Annotated in this window: 14 protein-coding genes; 6 read left to right on the top strand and 8 right to left on the bottom strand. The window is 73.3% G+C overall.

Going from position 1 to position 15364, the window contains the following annotated elements; genetic code table 11:
- The coding region (locus H488_RS37185) for an ATP cone domain-containing protein (RefSeq protein WP_017834142.1) at positions 1–379 on the top strand (379 nt) is incomplete at its 5' end.
- A gap of 237 nt (positions 380–616) precedes the next feature.
- Here H488_RS37185 and ppgK read toward each other — a convergent pair.
- Positions 617–1429 carry a polyphosphate--glucose phosphotransferase gene (ppgK, locus tag H488_RS31215; RefSeq protein ID WP_017834143.1) on the bottom strand — a complete coding sequence of 271 codons (813 nt, stop codon included), beginning with the start codon at positions 1427–1429 and terminating at the stop codon, positions 617–619.
- 58 nt (positions 1430–1487) lie between these two features.
- Positions 1488–2387, bottom strand: a complete 900-nt coding sequence (gene map, locus H488_RS31220) for a type I methionyl aminopeptidase (RefSeq protein ID WP_017834144.1) — start codon at positions 2385–2387, stop codon at positions 1488–1490.
- 131 nt (positions 2388–2518) lie between these two features.
- Here map and H488_RS37190 point away from each other — a divergent pair, with 131 nt between their 5' ends.
- Positions 2519–2695, top strand: a complete 177-nt coding sequence (locus H488_RS37190; protein WP_017834145.1) for an SPOR domain-containing protein — start codon at positions 2519–2521, stop codon at positions 2693–2695.
- A gap of 64 nt (positions 2696–2759) precedes the next feature.
- Here the strand turns inward: H488_RS37190 and panB are convergent, their stop codons facing one another.
- Positions 2760–3596, bottom strand: a complete 837-nt coding sequence (gene panB, locus H488_RS31225; RefSeq protein ID WP_017834146.1) for a 3-methyl-2-oxobutanoate hydroxymethyltransferase — start codon at positions 3594–3596, stop codon at positions 2760–2762.
- Between the two features lie 137 nt (positions 3597–3733).
- On the opposite strand from panB, the gene glnA (H488_RS31230) reads away from it, so the two are divergent.
- Positions 3734–5074: a type I glutamate--ammonia ligase gene (gene glnA / locus H488_RS31230; RefSeq protein ID WP_017834147.1), complete on the top strand. Its 1341-nt coding sequence runs from the start codon at positions 3734–3736 to the stop codon at positions 5072–5074.
- A gap of 18 nt (positions 5075–5092) precedes the next feature.
- Complete coding sequence (locus H488_RS31235) at positions 5093–8158, top strand: bifunctional [glutamine synthetase] adenylyltransferase/[glutamine synthetase]-adenylyl-L-tyrosine phosphorylase (protein WP_017834148.1); 3066 nt, start codon at positions 5093–5095, stop codon at positions 8156–8158.
- A 120-nt stretch (positions 8159–8278) separates the two neighbouring features.
- Here H488_RS31235 and glnA (H488_RS31240) read toward each other — a convergent pair whose 3' ends face one another.
- Positions 8279–9703, bottom strand: a complete 1425-nt coding sequence (gene glnA, locus H488_RS31240) for a type I glutamate--ammonia ligase (RefSeq protein WP_017834149.1) — start codon at positions 9701–9703, stop codon at positions 8279–8281.
- A gap of 196 nt (positions 9704–9899) precedes the next feature.
- Between glnA (H488_RS31240) and H488_RS31245 the strand changes: the two genes are divergently transcribed.
- Positions 9900–10346, top strand: a complete 447-nt coding sequence (locus H488_RS31245) for an RDD family protein (RefSeq protein WP_017834150.1) — start codon at positions 9900–9902, stop codon at positions 10344–10346.
- Between the two features lie 108 nt (positions 10347–10454).
- Here the strand turns inward: H488_RS31245 and H488_RS31250 are convergent, their stop codons facing one another.
- The 3 genes from H488_RS31250 to lipB form a co-directional block, all read right to left on the bottom strand.
- Positions 10455–11252 carry a DUF4191 domain-containing protein gene (locus H488_RS31250; RefSeq protein WP_017834151.1) on the bottom strand — a complete coding sequence of 266 codons (798 nt, stop codon included), beginning with the start codon at positions 11250–11252 and terminating at the stop codon, positions 10455–10457.
- A gap of 126 nt (positions 11253–11378) precedes the next feature.
- Positions 11379–12386 carry a lipoyl synthase gene (gene lipA / locus H488_RS31255; RefSeq protein WP_017834152.1) on the bottom strand — a complete coding sequence of 336 codons (1008 nt, stop codon included), beginning with the start codon at positions 12384–12386 and terminating at the stop codon, positions 11379–11381.
- A gap of 70 nt (positions 12387–12456) precedes the next feature.
- Positions 12457–13158: a lipoyl(octanoyl) transferase LipB gene (gene lipB, locus H488_RS31260; protein WP_017834153.1), complete on the bottom strand. Its 702-nt coding sequence runs from the start codon at positions 13156–13158 to the stop codon at positions 12457–12459.
- 95 nt (positions 13159–13253) lie between these two features.
- On the opposite strand from lipB, the gene H488_RS31265 reads away from it, so the two are divergent.
- Positions 13254–14918, top strand: coding sequence for a hypothetical protein (locus H488_RS31265; RefSeq protein ID WP_017834154.1), 1665 nt, complete (start codon positions 13254–13256; stop codon positions 14916–14918).
- A 49-nt stretch (positions 14919–14967) separates the two neighbouring features.
- Here H488_RS31265 and H488_RS31270 read toward each other — a convergent pair whose 3' ends face one another.
- Positions 14968–15315, bottom strand: a complete 348-nt coding sequence (locus H488_RS31270) for a hypothetical protein (RefSeq protein WP_017834155.1) — start codon at positions 15313–15315, stop codon at positions 14968–14970.
- Between the last annotated feature and the right edge of the window lie 49 nt (positions 15316–15364).

Here is a 15364-nt window from a genome sequence, read left to right on the forward strand (position 1 = left end):
CAACGGGGTGCGCAAGGCCTGCCAGGGGCGGCCGGTGAGCGAGGACGACCTCGCGATGCTCGCCCAGGAGGTCGAGGAGACGATCCGGGCGCTGGGCGCCGCGGAGATCGAGGCGCACGAGGTGGGGCTCGCGATCCTGGCCCCGCTCCGCCGGCTGGACGTCGTGGCGTACCTGCGCTTCGCCAGCGTCTACCAGGCCTTCGACGGCCTGGGGGACTTCGAGGAGGCGATCGACCTCCTGCGCCGGCAGCAGGCCGAGCAGACCGGGCAGCAGACCATCCCCGCCACCGTGGAGCCCATCGGCGCCGCCCGGAAGCGCAGCGGCCGGCGGCCGCGGGGCAAGGGCCTCGAGGGCGTGTCCCAGCCGAGGCTGCTCTGACGACCCGCCCGTGCGGTGCACCGGCTCCGGCCGCCACGTCCCGGCGTGTCCCTTGCCGCAGGCCGGATGAGGACCGTAGAGTGGGGTCCACAACAAGCTCCCGCCGGGGGCTGCGGAGGGGAAGCCGCGGCCCCCGGCGGGTTTTTTTCTGCCCCCGGCCGGATCGTTCCCGCCCGGTCACGACGACGCCCGGTCACCTCCTCGCGGAGGTGACCGGGCGTCGTCGTCGGACCGGGCTCAGCTCTCGGGCGCGTGCGGGATGCCGGCCCACAGGGCGGCGCCCACGATCCCGGCGTTGTTGCGGAGCTCGGCGACCTTCACGGGCGTGCGCAGCTCGATGAAGGGGAGGAACTTCTCCGCCTTCTTCGACACCCCGCCGCCGACCACGAACAGGTTGGGCGAGAACAGGAACTCCACGTGGCTGAAGTAGCGCTGCAGGCGGGTGGTCGCCCACTTCTTCCACGGCATGTCCTCGCGCTCGCGCGCGGCGGCGGACGCCTTCGTCTCGGCGTCGTGGCCGTCGATCTCCAGGTGCCCCAGCTCGGCGTTCGGGACGAGCTTGCCGTTGAGGATCAGGGCGGAGCCGATCCCGGTGCCCAGGGTGATCACGATGACCAGGCCCTTGACGCCCCGTCCGGCGCCGTAGACGGCCTCGGCCAGCCCCGCGGCGTCGGCGTCGTTGAGGGCCTCGACCGGACGGCCGAGCCGTTCGGTCATGAGGCCGTCGACGTCCGTGCCGATCCAGGACTTGTCGATGTTCGCCGCGGACAGGGCCACGCCCTCCTTGATGATCGCCGGGAAGACGATGCCCACGGGCGAGTCGGGAGCGGGAGCCTCGGGACGGGACTGCAGCTCCGCGACGATCTGCTGCATCACCTCCGCGACCTTCTCGGGGGTGGCCGGGCGGGGCGTGGCGATCCGGAAGCGCTCGCCGACGAGCTCGCCCGTGTCGAGGTCCACGATCCCGCCCTTGGTCCCGGTGCCGCCGAAGTCGATGCCGATGACGCGGCGGTTCGGGACGGCGGCGACGTCGCGGTCTGGTGTGGTCATGGGGCGGTCCTCTCGTGGGGCCGTGGTCGGATGATCAGTGGGCAGTCTACGGCAGGGCCTACGGAAGGGTGAGGACGTCCGCCCCGTCCTCGGTGACGGCCATGGTGTGCTCGAACTGCGCGCTGCGCCGCCGGTCGCGCGTGGTCACGGTCCAGTCGTCGTCCCACTGCTCCCACTGGATCGTGCCCAGGGTCAGCATGGGCTCGATCGTGAAGACCATGCCCGGGACCATCGGGGTGGAGTAGGACGGCGCGGCGTCGTAGTGGGGGACGATCAGCCCGGAGTGGAACTCCCGGCCCACCCCGTGGCCGGTGAAGTCCCGCACCACGCCGTAGTCGAAGCGCCGGGCGTACTTCTCGATGACGCGGCCGATGACATTGATCTCCCGGCCCGGGCGGACGGCCTTGACGGCCCGGTTCAGGGCCTCCTCGGTGCGCTCGACCAGCAGGCGGGACTGCTCGTCGACCTCGCCCACCAGGAACATCCGGTTGGTGTCGCCGTGGAAGCCGTCCTTGTAGGCCGTGACGTCCAGGTTGATGATGTCGCCCTCCTCCAGCACCGTGGAGTCGGGGATGCCGTGGCAGATCACCTCGTTGAGGGACGTGCAGATGGACTTGGGGAAGCCCCGGTACCCCAGGCAGGAGGGGTAGGCCCCGTGGTCGCACAGGTACTCGTGGGCGATCCGGTCGAGCTCGTCCGTGGTCGTGCCCGGCACGGCGGCCCGGCCGGCCTCCTGCAGGGCGCGCGCCGCGATCCGGCCCGCCGCGCGGATGAGCTCGATCTCGTCCGGGGTGTAGACGTTGCCGCCGCGGCCCTCGTCCGGCTCCGCCCGGCCCACGTACTCGGGGCGGGGGATGGACGCCGGCACGGGCCGGCCGGGGGTCACGGCGCCGGGGGCGAGGGCGCCGACGGGGGCGGTGCCGCCGGGGGCGGGAGCGGTGAGGTTGTGCGTGGGCACGGGGGTCTGGACCTCCTGGATCGGGTGGGCCGGCCCCGTCCGGGCCGGTCCGGGCCTAGGATCTACCCTAGCGCGCCGGGCACGGGGCCGGTCCGGTCACCGGGGCCCGGCGGCCGTCGAGAGGAGAGGTCATGGCCGAGTACTGGTTCAACACCTACACCCACCAGGTCGAGGAGGGCCCGCAGTCGGACTACCGCAAGCTGCTCGGGCCCTACGCCACGCGCGAGGAGGCGCAGAACGCGCTGAAGCTCGCCGCGGAGCGCACCCGGCAGTGGGACGAGGAGGACCGCGCCTTCGAGGAGGGCTGATCCGCCGCGGGCGCAGCACCCCGACGGCCGGGGCGCCCCGGAACGGTGCGCCGGGCGCGGCGGCTCAGAAGCCGTGCTCCGGGGCCGGGAAGGCCCCCGAGCGCACGTCCTCGACGTAGCGGCCCACGGCGTCGGAGACCACCCCGTGCAGGTCCGCGTACTGCCGGACGAAGCGCGGCATCCGGCCCCGGCGCAGCCCCAGCATGTCCTGCCACACGAGCACCTGGCCGGTGGTCGCGGGCCCGGCCCCGATGCCCACGGTCGGGATCTCCAGGGCGGCGTCCACGGCCGCGGCGGCCTCCGCCGGGACCATCTCCATCACCAGGCAGAAGGCCCCGGCGGCCTCGAGGGCGCGGGCGTCCTCCACGAGCGTGCGCGCGTCGTCGCCGCGCCCCTGCACCCGGTACCCGCCCAGGGCGTGCTCGCTCTGCGGGGTGAAGCCGATGTGGGCCACGACGGGCACCCCGGCCTGGACCATGGCCCGGACGTGGGGGGCGAACCACGCCCCGCCCTCGAGCTTCACCGCGTGCGCGCCGCCCTCCTTGAGGAAGCGCACCGCGGTGGCCACCGCCTGTTCGGGGGAGGCCTCGTAGGAGCCGAAGGGCAGGTCCACCACCACGAACGCGCGCTCGACGGCGCCGGACACGGCACGGCACATCGGCAGCAGCTCGTCCACGGTGACGGGCAGGGTGCTGGAGTGGCCCAGGACGTTGTTGCCCGCGGAGTCCCCGACCAGCAGCGAGTCGACGCCGGCCGCGTCGAAGATCGCCGCCGTCAGGGCGTCGTAGCACGTGAGCATCGTGAACTTCTCGTCACGGCGCTTGGCCTCGCGCAGGTGGTGCGTGCGCACCCGGCGCACGTCCAGCGCGCCCGGTGCCGGACGGGGTGTCTCCTGGGTCATGGCCCCACCCTATCGGGCGCGCCCGTCCGCGCCGTCCGGTCCGGCGGGCGCGGCGGGACAGCGCGTTAGAGTGGGCGGGACAGCAGGCGTGCCCGGGCGGCACAGCACTCCCGGGCAGGAAGACGAGGAAGACAACCATGGACCGTCAGCAGGAGTTCGTCCTCAGGACCATCGAGGAGCGCGACGTGCGCTTCGTGCGCATGTGGTTCACGGACGTCGTCGGGAGCCTCAAGTCGGTGGCCCTGGCCCCCGCCGAGGTCGAGGCGGCCTTCGAGGAGGGGCTCGGCTTCGACGGCTCCTCCATCGAGGGCCTGTCGCGGGTCTCCGAGGCGGACATGCTCCTGCAGCCGGACCCGTCCACGTTCCAGATCCTGCCCTGGCGCAGCGAGACGGAGCCCACCGCCCGGATGTTCTGCAACATCCTCACCCCGGACGGCGAGCCCTCGTCCTCGGACCCGCGCGGGGTGCTCAAGCGGGTCCTGGAGAAGGCCTCGGACATGGGCTTCACCTGCTACACGGCGCCGGAGATCGAGTTCTACCTGCTGAAGTCCGCGGACCTCGACGCCGAGGGCCGGCCCACGCCCGTGGACCACGAGGGGTACTTCGACCACGTGCCGGGCGGCGTGGTGCAGGACTTCCGGCGCAAGGCCGTGAACATGCTGGAGGCCGTCGGGATCTCCGTCGAGTTCTCCCACCACGAGGCCGGCCCCGGGCAGAACGAGATCGACCTGCGCTACGCCGACGCCCTGCAGACGGCCGACAACATCATGACGTTCCGCACGGTCATCAAGGAGGTCGCGCTCTCGCAGGGGCTGTACGCGACCTTCATGCCCAAGCCGTTCACCGAGCACCCCGGCTCCGGCATGCACACCCACTTCTCGCTCTTCGAGGGGGACACCAACGCCTTCTTCGAGGCCGGGTCCGAGTTCCGCCTCTCCCGCACGGCCGGGCACTTCATCGCCGGCATCCTGCGTCACGCCCCCGAGTTCACGTCGGTGACCAACCAGTTCGTCAACTCCTACAAGCGGCTGTGGGGCGGGGGAGAGGCCCCCTCCTACCAGTCCTGGGGCCACAACAACCGCTCCGCGCTCGTGCGGGTGCCCCTGTCCAAGCCGGACAAGGTGCAGGCCGCGCGCATCGAGTACCGCGGCATCGACTCCGCCACGAACCCCTACCTCTCCTACGCCGCGCTGCTGGCCGCGGGTCTGCGGGGCATCGAGAACGAGTACGAGCTCCCGCCCGTGGAGCTGGACGACGTCGCGGCGATGAGCTCCGCGGAGCGCCGCGCCCTCGGCCACAACCCGCTGCCCTCGAGCCTGTACGACGCCATCCGGGAGACCGAGGAGTCGGAGTTCATGGCCGAGCTGCTCGGGGAGCAGGTCTACGACTACTTCCTGCGCAACAAGCGCCGCGACTGGAACGACTACCGCCGGGTCGTCACGCACTTCGAGCTCAAGAACAACCTCGGCATCCTCTGACCCCGGACGGACCGTCCCATGACACACCCTCCCCAGTCCGCGGCCCCGGCGGGCACCGTCCCGTCCGGCCGTCTCATCAAGGTCGGCTTCGCGGACACGGGCAACGCCCAGCGCTGGCTCGGCTTCCCGGAGCTCGCCGAGGTCGACCTCGACCGGCTGCTGGAGGGTCTGGCCCTGGCGGCCTCGCCCGATGTCGCCCTGCGGCTCACCGTCCGGCTCCTCGAGGGCTCCCCGGAGCTCGCCGAGCGGATCAACGCCGGCCCTGAGGCCTCCGAGGCCATGTTCCGGCTACTGGGCTCCTCCGAGGCGCTCGGGGAGTTCCTGCTCCGGCGCCCCGAGCACCTGGACCTGCTCGCGGAGCCCGCCGCCGCCGAGCCGGCGGAGATCCCCGGCGAGCAGTTCCGCGACGCGCTGCTGACGGCGGTCGGCGCGGACCCCGCCGCCCGGACCCCGGTGGCCTCCGGGACCGGTGACGCCGCCTGCAGCGCCCTGCGCGCGGCCTACCGGCGGGAGCTGACGCGCATCGCGATCCGGGACGTCGGGGCCCTCTACCCCGCCGACCACATGCCCGCGGTGGGCCGCCAGCTCGCCGACCTGGCCGCCGCGGCCCTCGAGGGGGCGCTCGCCGTCTCCCGGGCGGAGGCGGCGGGGACCTGGGCCCCCGAGACCGTCGACCGGGTGCGGCTCGCCGTGATCGGGATGGGCAAGTGCGGCGCCCGGGAGCTCAACTACATCTCCGACGTCGACGTCGTCCACGTCATGGCCGTCGAGGACCCGGACGGCGCGGAGCCCCTGGACGGGGCGGAGGCCACCGTCATCGCCACGGCCCTCGCCACGGGCACCGCCCGGGCGCTCATGGCCCGCGGCGCGGAGCCCCCGCTGTGGGAGGTGGACGCCAACCTCCGGCCCGAGGGCAAGGACGGGCCGCTCGTGCGCACCCTGGACTCGCACGTGCGCTACTACGAACGGTGGGCCGAGTCCTGGGAGTTCCAGGCCCTGCTCAAGGCCCGGCCCGTGGCCGGGGACCCGGAGCTCGGGGCGGCCTACCGCAAGGCCATCGAGCCGTTCGTGTGGCGCAGCTCCGGGCGCGAGGGCTTCGTCGAGTCCGTGCAGGCCATGCGCCGGCGGGTCACCGACAACATCCCGGCCGCCGAGGGCGAGCGCCAGATCAAGCTGGGCCCCGGCGGGCTGCGCGACGTCGAGTTCACCGTCCAGCTCCTCCAGCTGGTGCACGGGCGCACGGACGAGCGGGTCCGGACCCAGGCCACGACCGAGTCCCTGGCCGCGCTCTCCGAGGGCGGCTACATCGGCCGCCGGGACAGCGAGCAGTTCTCCGCCCACTACCGCTGGCTGCGCCTCCTGGAGCACCGCATCCAGCTGTTCCGGCTGCGCCGCACCCACCTCATGCCGCGGGGCGAGCAGGAGCTCACGGTCATTGCCCGCTCCCTGCGCGGCGCCGCGGACACCGCCCGCCCCTCCGGCGACTCGCTGCTCGAGGAGTGGCGCAAGGTCAAGCGCAGCGTCCGGGGGATGCACGAGCGGATCTTCTACCGGCCGCTGCTGGCCGCGCTCGCCCACCTGCCCGAGACCGACACCCAGCTCTCGGCGGAGTCGGTGCGGGACCGGCTCGCCGCGCTCGGCTACCGGGACCCGAAGGCCGCCGTGCGCCACATCGAGGCGCTCACCCGCGGCGTCAGCCGGCGGGCCGAGATCCTGCGCACCCTGCTGCCCGTGCTCCTGGCCTGGCTGGCCGACGGCGTCGACGCCGACGCCGGGCTGCTGGGCTTCCGGCGGCTCTCCGAGTCCCTCGGGACCACCCCATGGTTCCTGCGCCTGCTCCGCGACTCGAACGCCGCCGCCGAACGCCTGTGCCAGATCCTCTCCAGCTCCCGGTACGTCACCGACCTGCTGGAGAACTCTCCGGAGGCGACCGCCTGGCTCGGCCAGGACGACGAGCTGTGCCCGGTGTCCTTCGAGACGCTATGGAGCGAGATCCGCGCCCAGATGGCCCGTCACCCCGACCCCGGGGAGGCCGTGCGGATGATCCGCCTCATCCGCCGCCGCGAGGAGCTGCGCGTCGCGCTCGCGGACACCTCCGGACTGCTCGACGTCGAGCAGGTCGTGGCGGCGCTGTCCGACATCGACCGGGTCTGCGTCCTGGGCGCCCTGCACGTGGCCGAGCGGGAGGTCTACGACCGGGCCGGCCGGCTCGCCGACGTCCTCGTCGTCGCGATGGGCCGGCAGGGCGGGCGGGAGATCGGCTACGGCTCCGACGCCGACGTCATGTACGTCTACGCCCCGGTGGGGGACGCGGACCCCGCCGCGGCCCGGGAGCAGGCCGAGACCCTGCTGCAGCGGATGGTGCAGCTGCTCAAGGCGCCCTGCACGCCGCCCATCGTGGCGGAGCGCGTGCTGGAGATCGACAACGACCTGCGCCCCGAGGGCAAGCAGGGGCCCATGGTGCGCTCCGTCGAGTCCTACGCCGAGTACTACGCCCGGTGGGCGCAGACCTGGGAGTTCCAGGCGCTCACCCGGGCGCTGCCCCTGGCCGGCAGCGACGAGCTGGCCGACGCGTTCCGGCGGGTCGTGGACCCGCTGCGCTACCCGGCGGAGTTCACGGAGCGCCAGCTGCTGGAGATCCGGCGGATGAAGGCCCGCGTGGAGAACGAGCGGATGCCGCGCGGCGCGGACCCGGCCCGGCACCTGAAGCTGGGCCGCGGCGGGCTCTCGGACGTCGAGTGGCTCGTCCAGACGCTGCAGCTCCAGCACGGGCACCGGATCCAGGGGCTGCGGACCACGAACACCTTGTTGGCCCTGCACGCCGCCGAGGAGGCCGGTCTCGTGAGCGCCGAGGACGCCCTGGCCCTGTCCGCCGCGTGGCGGCTGGCCACGGCGGTGCGCAACGGCAACGTCCTGCGGACCGGGCGCCGCTCCGACGCCCTGCCCGCCAAGCGGGCCGACCTCGAGGCGGTGGCCCGCTGGTGCGGGTACCCCCACGGTTGCGCCGGCCGGCTCGAGGAGGACTACCTGCGCACCACCCGCAAGGCCCGCGCCGTGTTCGAGCGGCTCTTCTACGGCCACTGATGGCTGCCATCGTCGGCGGCCACCGACGGTGTCGTCGTCGGACTGTCGGCGGCACGGGGAAGGCCCCGGACCCCTTCGTGGGGTCCGGGGCCTTCCCCGTGCAACGGTCGAATCTGTGGCTCAGACGCCGTAGTACATCGAGAACTCCAGCGGGTGCGGGACCACGGACAGCGGCTTGAGCTCGAACTCGCGCTTGTACTCGATCCAGGACTGGATGGTGTCCTCGGTGAAGACGTCACCGGCGAGCAGGAACTCGTGGTCCGCCTCGAGGGCCAGCAGCGCCTCCTCGAGCGAGGCCGGGGCCTTCTTGATGTCCTTGGCCTCCTCGGCGGGCAGCTCGTAGAGGTCCTTGTCGATCGGGTCGGCCGGCTCGATGCGGTTGCGGATGCCGTCGAGGCCCGCCATCAGCTGGGCGGCGAACGCCAGGTACGGGTTGCACGAGGGGTCCGGGGCGCGGAACTCGAGGCGCTTGGCCTTCGGGTTGGTGCCCGTGATCGGGATGCGGATGCCGGCGGAGCGGTTGCCCTGCGAGTACACCATGTTGACCGGCGCCTCGAAGCCCTTGACCAGGCGGCGGTAGGAGTTCACCGTCGGATTGGTGAAGGCCAGCACGGCCGAGGAGTGCTCCAGGAGGCCGCCGATGTACCAGCGGGCGATGTCGGACAGGCCCGCGTAGCCCTTCTCGTCGTAGAACAGCGGCTCGCTGCCCTTCCACAGGGACTGGTGGCAGTGCATCCCGGAGCCGTTGTCGTTGTAGACGGGCTTGGGCATGAACGTGGCCGACTTGCCGAAGGCGTCCGCGGTGTTCTTGATGACGTACTTGAACTTCTGCAGGTCGTCGGCCGCCCGGGTGAGGGTGCTGAACTTGTAGTTGATCTCGGCCTGACCGGGAGCGCCCACCTCGTGGTGGGAGCGCTCGACCTCGAGGCCCACCTCGTCCAGGGCCACGCACATCGCGTCGCGCAGGTCGGCCTGCTTGTCGACCGGGGAGACCGGGAAGTAGCCGCCCTTGGTGGCGGTCTTGTTGCCCAGGTTGCCGCCCTCCTCCTTGCGCCCGGTGTTCCAGGCGGCCTCGTCGGAGTCGATGGCGTAGAAGGAGCCCTGCGGCTGGATGTCGTAGCGGACGTCCTCGAAGATGAAGAACTCGGCCTCGGAGGCGAAGTTGGCGACGTCCGCGATGCCGGTCGACGCCATGTACGCCTCGGCGCGCTCGGCGACGCCGCGGGGGTCGCGGTGGTAGGGCTCCCCGGTGCGGGGGTTCACGATCGAGCAGGTGACCACGAGGGTCTTCTCGACGCGGAACGGGTCCACGAAGGCCGACGTCGGGTCCGGGATGAGCTGCATGTCGGACTCGGCGATGCCCTGGAAGCCCCGGATGGAGGAGCCGTCGAACAGCTGCCCGTGCTCGAAGAAGTCGTCGTCCACGGACTTGGCGGGGAGGTTGAAGTGCTGCTGCACGCCGGGCATGTCCGTGAACCGGACGTCGACGAAGACGATCTCCTCGTCCTTGATGAACGTGAGGACTTCCTCGGGTGTCTGGAACATGTGCTGTTCTCCTTGTTAGGTGGGCTGGACCGCCGTGCCGGGAATGCTCGTGCGGCGTCCGTTTCCGGGGACAACGCTACGGACCGGGCATTAAGGCTCCGTGTCCCGGGTGTTTCCTCGGTGTTACGCGGAGGACCGCCGGGGAGCCACGGTCTCCCGTCAGTCTAGGGGAGTCCCGCCCCGATACCCTGAGGGGATGATCGACAGACGTGACGTGGGCTCGTGGCTCGAGGGACCGGGGACCGGCCGGCAGCAGTACCCGGGGCAGCGCCTCGGGCGACCGGAGCACGGGCCGGGCTCCGTGGGACGCGTGGGGCGGCGGATCGTGGCCCTGGTGGTGGACTGGTTCCTGTGCTGGGGCCTCGCGGAGTGGCTCGTGCCCCAGTGGAACGAGCAGGGCCTGATGACCCTGGCGTTCCTGTTCGTGCTCAACGTGCTGCTGGTCGGCGCGACCGGTCACACCCCCGGGCACCTGCTCCTGGGCTTCCAGGTGCAGGCGCTGGCGGGTCGCCCGGCGGGGTTCGCCCGCGCCGCGGTCCGCTCCCTCCTGCTGTGCCTCGTGATCCCGGCGGTCGTGTTCGACCCGGACCAGCGCGGCCTGCACGACCGGGCGGCAGAGACGATCCTCGTCCGCACGCGCTGAGCGCAGCGCCGGGCGCGGCACCCGGCACCACGACGACGGAGCCCCCCGCCTTCCGAGGAAGGCGGGGGGCTCCGTGCGTGTCGTGATGCGTGACGCGGGGCCTGCGGCTCAGCGGCCGCGCATGGCCCGGCGGTCCGGGCGGGCGCGCATCGGGTCCACGCCCTTGGGGATCGGCAGGCGGTTGCCCAGGGTGCTGATCCGCTTGTGCACGGTCTGCACCTCCTGCTGGGTGAGCTTCTTGTCGAGCTTCTTCATCCGCTTGGACAGCTCCCGCAGCGGGACCTGCCCCTCGCCCTTGCCGGTCTTGATGACGTGGATCGGCACGTTCTGGATCACGGGGCCGATCCGGCGGCGCTCCTTGGCGACGAGCTTGTCGACCCGCCCCGCGGGGCCCTCGGTCACGAGGACCACCCCGGGCCGGCCGATGGCCCGGAAGATGAGGTCGCGGGTGCGCGGGTCCATGGCGGCCGGCTTGTCCTCCACGATCCAGCCGCGACGCAGCGCGGACAGCGCGGCGCCGGCGGCCCCGGGCTGGTCCTCGATCCGGGCGAACGCGGCGCGCTCGGCCCGCCGGGACAGGTAGAAGGAGGCGGCCAGCAGGGCGAACGGCAGGCCGATGAGCAGCCCGGTGATCCAGTTGCCGAGGAGCGCGCCGATGAGCAGGAAGACCAGCAGCACCCCGAGGCCGATCAGCAGCATCCACCAGCCGATGTTGGGCTCGACCTCGCGGGTCATCTTGAAGACCTGCTTGATCTGGCCGAGGAAGCCGGGCCCCTTGGTCGCCTTCCGCTGCTTCTTCGCCTCGCGCTTCTGCGCCCGGGTGGGCTTCCCGGCCGGCTTGCCCGCCGGCTTCCCGGGGGAGGTGGATCGCGACGCGGGGCGCGACTTGGCGTGGGAAGGTGACACGGTGAGACCTCGTCCTGTGGTGCGGTGGCGGTGTTCCGGGGGACCCGCGGCGTCAGGGCGTCAGGGCGCCCGGCCGTGGTCCGTCCTCCAGTTTAGCGGGTGGGCGGGGCCGCGCCCCGCCGGACCTCAGCGGAGTCGCTGGACGAGCGAGGAGGCCTCCTGGGAGGCGCTGCCGGTGTCCTCGATGTGCGCCAGGTGCTCCGGGATCGCCCGGCCCGACTTCTCCATGGCGCGGGCCCACAGCCGGCCGGCGCGGTAGGAGGAGCGGACCATGGGGCCGGCCATGACGCCCAGGAAGCCGATCTCCTCGGCCATCTCGGAGAGCTCCACGAACTCCTCGGGCTTGACCCACCGGTCGATCGGGTGGAACAGCGGGGAGGGGCGCAGGTACTGGGTGAGCGTGATGATGTCGCACCCGGCGTCGTTGAGGTCGCACAGCGCCTCGTAGATCTCCTGGTTCGTCTCGCCCATGCCGAGGATGAGGTTGGACTTGGTGATCATCCCGGCGTCCTTGCCCTGGGTGATGACGTCCAGGGAGCGCTCGTAGGTGAACGCGGGCCGGATCTGGCGGAAGATGCGCGGGACCGTCTCGACGTTGTGCGCGAAGACCTCCGGCGCGGCGTCGATGACCTGCTGCAGCCGGTCCGGCTTGCCCTGGAAGTCGGGGATCAGGATCTCCACACCGGTGTTCGGGTTCAGCGTGTGGATCGCGCGGATGGTCTCCGCGTAGAGCCAGGCGCCGCCGTCGTCGAGGTCGTCACGGGCCACGCCCGTCACGGTCGCGTAGCGCAGGCCCAGCTCCTTGACGGACTCGGCCACCTTGCGGGGCTCGGTGACGTCCAGCAGGTCCGGCTTGCCGGTGGCGATGTCGCAGAAGTCGCAGCGGCGGGTGCACTTGGATCCGCCGATCAGGAACGTGGCCTCCCGGTCCTCCCAGCACTCGTAGATGTTGGGACAGCCAGCCTCCTCGCACACGGTGTGCAGGCCCTTGCCGCGGGCCAGCGACTTCAGCTCCTGGAACTCGGGGCCCATCCGTGCGGTGTTCTTCAGCCAGGACGGCTTCTTCTCGATCGGCGTCTCGGCGTTGCGCGCCTCGACGCGCAGCAGGCGGCGGCCCTCGGGGGCAACGGTCATGGTCGGTCTCCTTGTCGAGATGTCGACGGTGGTGCGCTCACGGTCCCGGCGGTCCCGGGGGCGGCGCAGGTCAGCTGACGGCGGTGGGCCAGGGCAGCGGACCCGGGGTCCCTGACGGGACGAACTGTTCGCACAACTCGTCCCGGCGGGCGGATATTTCCTGCTCCACGCGCGCGACCACCGTCTCCGGGGTCACGAGCCGGCCCGTCTCCTGCGAGAGGCTCGTGACGGAGGCGTCCGTGATGCCGCAGGGGATGATCCTGCCGAACGGCCGCAGGTCGTTGGAGCAGTTCAGGGCGAAGCCGTGCATGGTGACCCGCTTGGAGACCTGCACGCCGATGGCGGCGATCTTGCGGTCCGGCCCGTGCTCGTCCGCGAGCACCCAGGCCCCGGAGCGTCCCGCCACGGTGGTGGCCTCCACCCCGAGGTCCGCGACGACAGCGATGATGATCTCCTCGAGCAGGCGCACGAAGCGCACGACGTCGATGGGCGTGGTCAGCCGGACGACGGGATAGCCCACGAGCATCCCCGGGCCGTGGTAGGTGAGCTTGCCCCCGCGTCCGATCTCCACGACCTCGGTCCCGTCGGTGGGGTACTCGTGGGGCTCGGCGCGCCGTCCAGCCGTGTAGACCGGGGGGTGCTCCAGCAGCAGCACGGTGTTGTCCCGCTCGCCCGCGACGACCTCCCGGTGCACGTTCTTCTGCAGCTCGAGCGCCGAGCGGTAGTCGACGAGGTGCGGGTCGAAGCCGAGCCGTTCGAAGCAGATGGACATGTCCCCAGCCTATCGCGCGGCGGGGACAACGCGCGCCGGGCGGGGGCTGTGGACGGCGCCCACGGCCCGGGGCGACGGGCGGGCATGCTGGGGGCATGGAGCAGCGCCCCGCCGCGCACGGCGGCCACCACGAGCCCTCCCGGGCCCCGTCAGTCTCCGCCCGGGCGCGGCTCGCCGCGGCCGTCCGGGACGACGGGCCGGGCCCCCTCCCCGGCACGCGGATCGAGGACACGCCTCCGCGGCTCCCGCCGGAGGACGGCCTGGAGCCGGTGCGCCGCCTGGGCGGCCGATCGTGGCTGGTGCGGGAGGCCCGGTCGGGGGAGCACTTCGTCCTGCGGCCCTGCCCGGAGGAGCCCGCACCGGAGCGCGACCGGTCGAGGACCGCGCTCCGGTCGCTCGCGGTCGCCCTGGCGGGCCGGGACGAGGCCTGTCTCGTGGCCGTGCGCGGCCTGCTTGGCCCGGCGGCGGCACCGGCCGGGCTGGTCGAGGACTTCCTGCGGGGCGGCTCCCTCGCCGACCGGCTGGCCGAGCGCGGCCGGCTGGCGCCCGCCGAGGCCGCCGCGGTGCTGCGGGACGCCGCGACCGGCCTGGCCGCCCTGCACGCCCTCGGCCGGTGCCACGGGGAGCTCTCCGCCCGGCAGGTCCTGTTCCGCGGCACCGTGGCCCCTCCGGAGAGCCCGGCCGCGGGCCCGGCGGAGAGCACAGGGGAGCGCACGGCGGCCGCGGACGGCGCGGGGCACGTCGCCGCGGTGCGCGCGGGCACCGCGGCGGGGAGCCCGGAGGAGGACGTCCGCGCTCTCGGGGCCCTCGGGTGGGCGGCGCTCACCGGGCGGGCCCCGGCCCGGGAGGCGCGGCGGGCGCCCCTGTCCCTGCTGTGCCCCGGCGCCCCGCCCGGCCTCGTGCGGGCGGTCGAGGCGGCCCTCGACCCCGACGCCTCGGCCCGGCCCACGGCGGCGGAACTGGCCGACCGGTTCGCGCGGGCCCAGGAGCCGGACCCCGGCGGGCGGCGGGTCGCCGCCGCCCGTCCGGAGCCGGTCCGGACGGGCGGCGGCCGCCGGGCCGTGCTCGTCGGGGCAGCGCTGCTGCTGGCCGCCGGGGGCGCGGTCCTGCTCCCCCTGGGCGGGGCCGGCCCGTCGCCGGACCCGGCGGCCGATCCGGCGAACGCGCCGGCGGCCACGACGCCCCCGGCGCGGTTCCCCTCTGCGGCGCGGTCGGGCCCGGTGGCGCCGGGGTCCGTCGTCGACCCGCCGCAGGACGCCGTCGAGGACGCGGACCCCCGGCGGGCGCTGGGAGAGCTGGTGGCGCGGCGGGGAGAGGCCCTGCGCACCGGTGACGCCCGGCTGCTGGACGAGGTGTACGCCCCCGGCGCCCGGGCCGCGGCGGCGGACCGGGACACCATCGCCCGGGCGGACGGCGGTTTTCCCGGCCTCGTCCTCGAGGCCGAGAGCGTCCGCGACGGGCCGGCGGGGTCCGCGCCGCCGGGCGGGGTCGTGCTGGTGGCCGAGGTGCGGGTGGACGGCCACCGCGGCGGGCCGGGCACGGTCCCGTCCGTGGTGCCGGCCGGGGACGGATGGGTGCAGACGGTCCTCGTCGAGCTGGTCCACGGGGAGCAGGGCTGGCGGCTGGCCGAGGTGGAACCTGCGGCGGGGGCGACGGCCCCGCCGGGAACCGGCTCGGACGGGCAGCTGCGGAACGGACGGGGGCCGGACGGGCAGGAGCCGGACGGACCGGAACCGGCACGGCAGGACCCCCGGGGCTGACGGGCAGCGCCGGGGGTCCGGTCCTCGATGGTGCGGTGGCGGGCGGGGCTCACCAGAGGGTGGCGACCGCCATGTTGATCAGCGCCAGCCCGCCCACGGCGTGGGCGAGACCGGTCGAGACCGTCTCCCCGCGCCTGGTCCTCCGCTGGCCCACGAAGGCGGCGACCGCCACGGCGAGGGCGACCAGCAGCTTCACGGCGACCTTGGCGTGGTTGACGTCAGCCTCGCCCATCTCGTAGACCGCCACGAGCAGAAGACCGGTCACCAGGCTCAGCAGCGAGGCGTGGAACTGCCCGGGGGACACCGTCGGTCGCTTCATGGTGTAGATCCAGGTGCCCACGATGATCGCGGCGCCGACGAGGTGCAGGAAGACGAGGAGTCCGGTCAGGAAGGTCATGCCGTCGAGCCTATCGGAGCGCCGCCGGCGGACGCCGAGAGGGCGTGCC

Source organism: Kocuria sp. UCD-OTCP (assembly GCF_000349605.1).
In the GTDB taxonomy this organism is placed as follows: Bacteria; Actinomycetota; Actinomycetes; order Actinomycetales; family Micrococcaceae; genus Kocuria; species Kocuria rosea.